At 42.9% G+C, this 7878-nt stretch carries 6 protein-coding genes; 5 read left to right on the top strand and 1 reads right to left on the bottom strand.

The features are described from left to right. The first annotated feature begins 259 nt into the window (after positions 1–259). Genes DW033_RS01775 through DW033_RS01765 form a run of 3 tightly spaced genes read left to right on the top strand, consistent with a single transcriptional unit; the run spans position 260 to position 3097 of the window. The gene (locus DW033_RS01775) at positions 260–1012 is read left to right on the top strand and encodes a glycosyltransferase family 2 protein (RefSeq protein WP_009274997.1); all 753 of its coding nucleotides are present in this window, start codon (positions 260–262) and stop codon (positions 1010–1012) included. Positions 1013–1025: 13 nt separating this feature from the next. Further along, a complete protein-coding gene (locus DW033_RS01770) occupies positions 1026–2024 on the top strand; it encodes an acyltransferase family protein (protein WP_122382333.1) in 999 nt (332 codons plus the stop codon). A 20-nt stretch (positions 2025–2044) separates the two neighbouring features. After that, entirely contained in the window at positions 2045–3097 is a 1053-nt protein-coding gene (locus tag DW033_RS01765) for a mannose-1-phosphate guanylyltransferase (protein WP_122382332.1), read from the top strand. A gap of 116 nt (positions 3098–3213) precedes the next feature. Here the strand turns inward: DW033_RS01765 and DW033_RS01760 are convergent, their stop codons facing one another. Beyond that, complete coding sequence (locus tag DW033_RS01760; protein ID WP_122382331.1) at positions 3214–4374, bottom strand: ATP-binding protein; 1161 nt, start codon at positions 4372–4374, stop codon at positions 3214–3216. Positions 4375–4723: 349 nt separating this feature from the next. Between DW033_RS01760 and DW033_RS01755 the strand changes: the two genes are divergently transcribed. Both DW033_RS01755 and carA read left to right on the top strand, forming a co-directional pair. Next, a complete protein-coding gene (locus DW033_RS01755) occupies positions 4724–6610 on the top strand; it encodes an amidophosphoribosyltransferase (RefSeq protein ID WP_044545050.1) in 1887 nt (628 codons plus the stop codon). After that, on the top strand, positions 6607–7788 hold the full coding sequence (gene carA / locus DW033_RS01750; RefSeq protein WP_122268510.1) for a glutamine-hydrolyzing carbamoyl-phosphate synthase small subunit: 1182 nt from the start codon (positions 6607–6609) through the stop codon (positions 7786–7788). The genes DW033_RS01755 and carA overlap by 4 nt, the downstream gene beginning before the upstream one ends. Positions 7789–7878: the final 90 nt, after the last annotated feature.

The following is a 7878-nucleotide window of genomic DNA, read 5'->3' as shown; positions in this document are numbered from 1 at the left end:
TCAACAGATAAAGATTGATATGACTAATTGGCTTCAGTGGAAAATATCACCTAGGCAACGGAGAACGCTAAAAAGTATTTTGAGTAGGTTTGGCGTTAATTTTGCGACTGAGCGGTGAATCGATGTAAATGTGCCTATTTGTAAATTTTTAAATTACAGATAATTAGATAAGATATACTTTCTTATGATTAAACTCAGTTTGGGGCACAAACAAGTGCCTCATATGGGCTAAATAAAGTGCTTACTAAACTTTTATTTTATGAACCCCCTTATATCTATTATAACTCCTTGTTATAATGCTTCTCCTTTTATTACCCAAACGATTGAATCTGTCTTATCTCAAACTTATCCTTATTGGGAGATGTTGATCGTAGATGATTGCTCGACAGACCGATCAGCTGAAATTATTCAAACGTATGTGGAACGTGACACAAGAATTCGGTATTTGAGGACGGAGAATCCGTCGGGCAGTCCGTCGCTGCCAAGGAATATTGGACTTCAACAAGCACAGGGCGAATATATCGCCTTCTTGGATAGTGACGATGCTTGGTTTCCTAATAAACTAGAAGAGCAGGTGGCGTTCATGGAGGCTTATTCTTATAACTTTGTTTATTCAGACTACGAGAAGATGTCGTGGAATGGAGCTAGGGCTGATCGGTGGATTCGGGTTAGGAGTGTATCTACTTATTGGGATATACTAGAGAGTAATGAGATTCCCTGCTTGACAGTATTGTTGCATAGGGAGTTAATCGAGCAGACTCGCTTCCGATCGATTCCCAAAGAAGATTACGCCTTTTGGCTAGAGATTTTGCGTAAAGGGGTAAAGGCTTATAACACGGGTAAGATACATGCATTGTATCGTGAGGCTGTGAATTCTCGTTCAGGAAATAAATGGAAGATGTTCGCCCAACAGTGGTTCGTACTCCGGAAGGTAGAGGGTGTGAAATGGATCCCCTCTATTTACTTTATGCTGATTTTTGCTTATAAGGGTTTTATGAAGTATATAAAATAAAAATATTAGTTGTATGGAGTGTATTAAGCAAGATCCTGTTAGTTTGAATCGTATATTATGGTTGGATGCTCTTAAATGCTTTGCGATGTTTTTAGTGATTTGGGGACACGTTATTCAATATGGTGTTACGGATTACCTTGAAAATGATATACATATAGGTATCTATTCTTTTCATATGCCTTTGTTTATGATGATATCAGGTTTCTTTGCGGGCAATATTGCAAAGTATTCTTTTGGGAAGTTTCTAAAAAAGAAATTTATTCAATTGATATTTCCTTGTATAATTTATGGTTTTTTATGTTCGTATATATATATATATGGAGGTAGTCTTTTAGGTAAATATTTTTATTGTTTATGGTTTTTGAAATCTATATTCTTGTGCTTTGTGTTTTATTATCCATATGCAAAATATAAGAATGTGTATGTTCTATTTTTTACAATAGTACTGAGTCTGTTTGTCGTCTATTATAAATTTAATGAAATGTACATTTGCTTTTTATTTGGTACGTTCCTTCGTGAATTTGAAAGATTAGTCTATCGTAAGATTCGTCTTGTTTCGTTTTTATCAGCCACCGTATTTTTGTTTCTGTTTTGTTTTTGGAATAATGAGTATCTTAAAATATATTATGAACATTTAGGTCCTTTTGTTTTATTTGATACTTCTTCTTCTTTAACGCATTATTTTAGTGTCTTATTTTATAAAATAATAATTGGCCTTTGTGGTTCAGTGTTTCTGTTTTGTTTGTTTAAAATGAGGTCTAGTCTCTTTCAATCTTCTAAGTTGGGTAGATATATTTCTTATATGGGTAAAAATACTTTGTATATCTATGTCTTTCAGTATTTCTTTCTTGAAACTGTTTTAGGTGTTTTTCTGGATTTAGATAATCTTGATAAATACTTTACTGATTTAGTATTAACTCCGATACTGTCATTGATTATATTAGTATTTATGAATTATCTTTATGTAAAGATAGGTAAATCTTTTGCGATGACATTCGTATTTGGTCGCTGAAATTAATTCTTTAAATATATATGCAAACAAACAACACACATATCGTCATCATGGCCGGAGGTATTGGTTCTCGATTTTGGCCGATGAGCACGCCTGATTATCCTAAGCAATTTATTGATGTGATGGGTGTAGGGAAATCATTGATTCAACTTGCCGTGGAACGTTTTTCCTCATTGTGTCCCTTGAGTAATTTTTGGGTGGTGACAAGTGAACAGTATGTGGGGATCGTTCAGCAACAATTACCGGAAATACCGCTAGATAATATTCTTGCTGAGCCGGAGGCTCGTAACACGGCTCCTTGTATCGCTTATGCCTGCTGGAAGATCAAGTGTAGGTTCCCTAATGCCAATATCGTCGTAACACCTTCAGATGCCTTGGTGATCGATGTGATTGGGTTTCGAAAGGTGATTGCGCAGGCTCTTTCATTCACGCAAGAGCGGAAGGCGATCGTGACGATAGGAGTCAAACCTTCAAGACCAGAAACTGGATATGGATATATAAAAACATTTTCTTCCTCTATAAAGAATGAGGTCGTAAAGGTTGAGGCATTTAAGGAAAAGCCCAACCGAAAGGTGGCAGAAGATTACTTGGCTGACGGTCATTATTTTTGGAATGCGGGTATCTTTGTGTGGCATGTAGACATGATTATGGAGGCTATCCGTAAATATACACCGGAACTGGCGAGAGTGATGGACAATATGAGTTTAAGCTTTTATACGGATGATGAGAAAAGAGTAATAGGAGAACTATTCCCTACTTGCGAAAAAATCTCGATAGATTATGCGGTGATGGAGAAAGCTAAAGAGGTTTATATGCTGTCTGCTGAGTTTGGCTGGAGTGATTTGGGTAGCTGGGGATCACTACATTCCTTGTTACCTCAAGATATGGATGGGAATTCAGCCGTGGGGTCAGAGGTACGGATGATCGATTGTGCTGGATGTGTTGTGCACATCTCGGATGAGCGCAAAGTTGTGATTGAAGGACTTAAGGATTATATCGTAGCTGAAAAGAATGGGCAACTATTGATTTGTCGTTTGCAGAATGAGCAGATGATAAAGGAGTGGGGAAGATAGGGATTTTCCTGCTTTCTGATAAACTTAAAAATAATCACCTTGGACATTCATTTCCTTTTTGAAGGGGGGAGACGAATGGCTGGGGTGATTATTTTTTTTAGGTGATGACTATAATACTACCACATCATACCCATGAGCCAGAATGGAATGGCGTTGCCTACAGGGTAGTCGGTGTTGTCTCTCAAGACATAGTCCGCTTCTTTAGGATTTTTGTTTTTTCCTCCAACTTCTAGGGTTTGTGATACATGGTCTTTTGTAATCATATAATCACCTTTCTTCTCGTCTTTCATGGCGTTTATCTCGTAACCTGCCCTAGAAAAGCAGTGGACAGTGTAGGCTTCACGTTCCGTTCCTTGGTCTGCATTCAAAACCTTATAAGCGCATGGGTCTGCGAACAACATTTTTGCGCCAGTGCTACGGGCTTTCGTGTCATTGGGGTACTTTACTATTTTCAATAGATCTACACTTTCCATCACAAAGAGTAGTTGATAGAGTTTTTCCGCTCCTATTCCCCAGTCGGAGCATAAGGAGGTGACTTGTACACGAGGTATTGAGGAGTTTGCCAGTGTGCCGATAATGGCTCGCATCACACGTAGGTTGTTTTCGGAAATGCTAGGCAGGAAGAACGGTATATCGTTATTGAGAATTTTGTCGATGATAGCCATGTAACGTGCTTCGAAATCTTTCTCTTGGTAGAAAGGACGTGTACCGTAACTACGATAATTGAGGAAATGGTTCAACAGCTCCGCATCTGGTTGTGTAGGTAGTATTGTGTCTCCCAGTTTGTACTTGGGGTATATTTGGCCAGTTTCAAGATATAGAAATTCTCTGAACGACATTAAAGGCATCTGTATCGCTACATAACGTCTGGACAAGTCGGCTTTGCCATCACGAAGTACTAACGATGAGGAATCTGAAATCCAGATGATTTTTCCTGGATAGTCATCATACAAGGCCTTCAGATGTATGCTCCAGTTTGATGCGTAGTGAATCTCGTCGATAATAACACCTTCATAACCAAGCATGAATACGCTACTAACTAAGTCATAGAGCGGTTCGCCAATAATCTTCGGATTATCAGCAGAAAAGTATAATAAGCGCCTGCCTTGTGAATGATGGAGTAGAAATGTAGATTTGCCACATCCTCTGGCACCGGTTAGCATCAGGTTTTTAGGGAGCTCATCAAACTCCGTGGTAAATGGTCGCAATCTCTGCGGAAGAGCCGCTAATCGGCGTTGCATGGCCGTTACCAGTGTTTGGAGTATATTTGTATTCATTCTATGGAAATTATATTTACGCACAAAATTACCGAATTATTTCTATGATAGAAAGAATTTATGCAAGAATATTTCTGTGCCAGAAAGAATATTGGTGTTTTTCTTTCTGTTACGGAAATATTACGGTTCTCGGATGGATATCTTTGAAAGGCCTCTTTCAAGAGGGAAATGAGTGGCTTATGGATTGAAAATAAAACCCTCCCTTTTGCTTATAAAATGTAAGCTTTGTTAACCAAACGTCCGATAAAAACATTTTTTCCGTGAAAGTGTCAATTATTTTATGTTTGTTTAAACAATATGTTAGGGATTGTCTGTATCTTTGCGGCAAAATCAAAAAGTTGATTCGACAATGGAAGTATTGAAGCACGAGTGTGGTGTTGCCATGGTCCGGTTACTGAAACCCTTGGAGTATTATCACGAGAAGTACGGTAGTTGGATGTATGGACTGAACAAGCTCTATTTGCTGATGGAAAAGCAGCATAACAGGGGGCAGGAAGGAGCGGGCTTAGCCTGCGTGAAGTTAGAGGCAAATGCCGGAGAGGAATATATGTTCCGTGAACGGGCCGTCGGGACCGGAGCTATTACCGAGATATTTGCCGCAGTTCACGAACACTACAAGGATTTAACCCCCGAGCAACTCAACGATCCGCTATTCGCCAAAGCCAACCTACCTTTCGCCGGAGAGCTTTATATGGGCCACCTCCGTTACAGTACCACCGGAAAATCCGGAATCTCTTATATCCATCCTTTTTTACGACGCAATAACTGGCGTGCAAAGAACCTTGCCGTTTGCGGAAATTTCAACCTGACAAATGTTCATGAAGTATTCGAGGAGATCACGGCGATCGGTCAGCATCCCCGGAAATATTCCGATACGTATATCATGCTGGAGCAGCTGGGACACCGGCTGGACCGGGAAGTGGAGCGCCTGTACCAAAAGTGTGAGGCGGAAGGATTGAGAGGGATGGATATCACGCATGCCATCGAGGATCAAATCGATTTGTCGAACGTGCTGAAACGCTGTACCCCGGGCTGGGATGGTGGTTTCGTGATTTGCGGTATCACCGGTAGTGGCGAGTCGTTTAGCGTACGGGACCCGTGGGGAATCCGTCCGGCCTTCTATTATGCGGATGATGAGATTATCGTGTTGGCTTCCGAGCGTCCGGTTATACAAACCGTGATGAACGTGCAGGTAGAGAATATCCGGGAGTTGAATCGGGGAGAGGCGATACTCGTCAACAAGAAAGGCGAGTGGCATATCTCCCAGATCGTGGAGCCGAAAGAGAATAAGGCTTGTTCCTTCGAGCGTATCTACTTCTCACGGGGTAGCGACGTGGATATTTACAGGGAAAGGAAGCGTTTGGGAGATAATCTCGTGCATCCGATCTTGAAAGCGGTGGATTATGATTTGAATCATACCGTCTTCTCTTTTATCCCGAATACGGCCGAGGTCGCTTATTTCGGGATGCAGGAGGGATTGAACAACTATTTGAATAAGCTGAAAAAAGAATGGATCGCCGATCGTAGTCACTTGCTCAGGGAAGAGGAACTGGAACAAATCCTTTCCATGCGAATCCGCTCGGAGAAAGTAGCTATAAAAGATATAAAATTACGTACATTTATCGCTGAGGGCAATAGCCGCAATGATCTGGCGGCGCACGTATATGATATTACTTACGGAAGTATTGAACCTTTTATCGATAATCTGGTTGTGATAGATGATAGCATCGTGCGGGGTACTACCTTACGCCAGAGTATTATCGGTATCTTGGATCGCCTGCATCCGAAGAAAATCGTGATCGTAAGTTCTTCTCCACAGGTACGTTACCCGGATTATTACGGTATCGATATGTCCCGGATGAACGAGTTTATCGCTTTTAAGGCTGCGGTGGCCCTGTTACGTGACCGGAGGATGGAATACGTGATCTTGGACGCTTATCAGAAGGCGAAGCGACAACAAACAGCGGCGGATGGTCCGTTGGTGAATTACGTAAAGGAGATATACGCCCCGTTTACAGACGAGGAGATATCCGTTAAGATGGTGGAGTTGCTTACACCGGCCGGGACACAGGCGAAAGTAGAGATCGTCTACCAGACTTTGGAGGGCTTGCATGCCTCTTGTCCGGAGCATCCGGGTGACTGGTATTTCTCCGGCGATTACCCGACACCGGGCGGGACTCGGTTAGTGAACGAGGCTTTTATTCACTATATGGAAGAAGAATATTTAGTGAAATGACACAACATACAGATTCTATGCAGACAAACAGAACAGCAACTTTGATGTTAGACGACGGTACCGTCTTCCGTGGCTACTCTTTCGGCTATGAGAGACCGGTGGCTGGCGAGGTCGTGTTCAATACCGCTATGACCGGATATCCGGAGAGCTTGACGGACCCTTCGTACGCAGGCCAGTTGATGGTGTTGACTTATCCGCTCGTTGGTAACTACGGTGTCCCGCCTCGTACGTTCGAGCCGAACGGGATCGCTACGTTTATGGAGAGCGAGAAGATCCATGCCGAGGCGATTATCGTTAGCGATTACAGCCATGAGTATAGCCACTGGAACGCCGAGTGCAGTTTGGGCGACTGGTTGAAGGAGGAGAAGATCCCGGGCATATACGGTATCGATACGCGTGCGTTGACTAAGAAATTGCGTGAGCATGGCGTGATGATGGGACGCATCGTTATCGGCGATGCCGATAACGAAATTGGAAATGGGGAATTGAAGATCGAGGATTATGAGCATGTGAACTATGTGGATCGGGTATCGTGCAAGGAGATTATTTGTTACCTGCCCGATGGTACGAGCCAGACCTGTTCTTTATCGGAAGCCTCCGATTCCCGATTCTCGATTCTCGATTCTCAATTCCTAAAGCGCGTCGTGCTTTTGGACTGCGGCGTGAAACATAACATCATCCGTTGCCTGTTGAGGCGTAACGTGGCGGTGATCCGTGTGCCTTGGGACTACGACTTCAATCAGCTGGAATACGATGGCTTGTTTATCAGTAACGGTCCGGGCGATCCGGATACTTGCGATGCCGCCGTGCGGAATATCCGTAAGGCGCTTTCCGGGGATAAGCCGATTTGCGGTATTTGCATGGGTAACCAGTTGTTGGCGAAAGCCGGCGGTGCTTCTATCTATAAATTGAAGTACGGTCATCGTAGCCATAACCAGCCGGTACGTATGGTAGGCACGGAGAAATGCTTCATCACCTCGCAGAACCATGGTTACGCCGTGGATAACGATACGCTGGGTGAGGAGTGGGAACCGCTGTTCATCAATATGAATGACGGGACGAACGAGGGTATCAAGCATAAGACGAAGCCTTTCTTCTCCTCTCAGTTCCATCCCGAGGCTTGCAGCGGGCCGCTGGATACGGAGTTCATGTTTGATAAATTCACGGAATTGTTGTAGCCGGGGATTTACGCCCACCCTAAACGAGGGATTAGGGCAACCCTAAATGAGTGTTTAGGTCTACCCTAAACGGGTGTTTAGGCTTACCCT

Origin of the sequence: Parabacteroides sp. AF39-10AC, from assembly GCF_003635405.1 — a bacterium.
GTDB lineage: Bacteria > Bacteroidota > Bacteroidia > Bacteroidales > Tannerellaceae > Parabacteroides > Parabacteroides distasonis.
This window is presented reverse-complemented; position numbering and strand designations above follow the sequence as displayed.

Bases quoted from the DNA above. Each gene is read 5' to 3' on its own strand.
- carA (WP_122268510.1), top strand. From the start codon at position 6,607: ATGACACAACATACAGATTCTATGCAGACAAACAGAACAGCAACTTTG.
- DW033_RS01760 (WP_122382331.1), bottom strand. From the start codon at position 4,374: ATGAATACAAATATACTCCAAACACTGGTAACGGCCATGCAACGCCGA.
- DW033_RS01755 (WP_044545050.1), top strand. From the start codon at position 4,724: ATGGAAGTATTGAAGCACGAGTGTGGTGTTGCCATGGTCCGGTTACTG.
- DW033_RS01770 (WP_122382333.1), top strand. From the start codon at position 1,026: ATGGAGTGTATTAAGCAAGATCCTGTTAGTTTGAATCGTATATTATGG.
- DW033_RS01775 (WP_009274997.1), top strand. From the start codon at position 260: ATGAACCCCCTTATATCTATTATAACTCCTTGTTATAATGCTTCTCCT.
- DW033_RS01765 (WP_122382332.1), top strand. From the start codon at position 2,045: ATGCAAACAAACAACACACATATCGTCATCATGGCCGGAGGTATTGGT.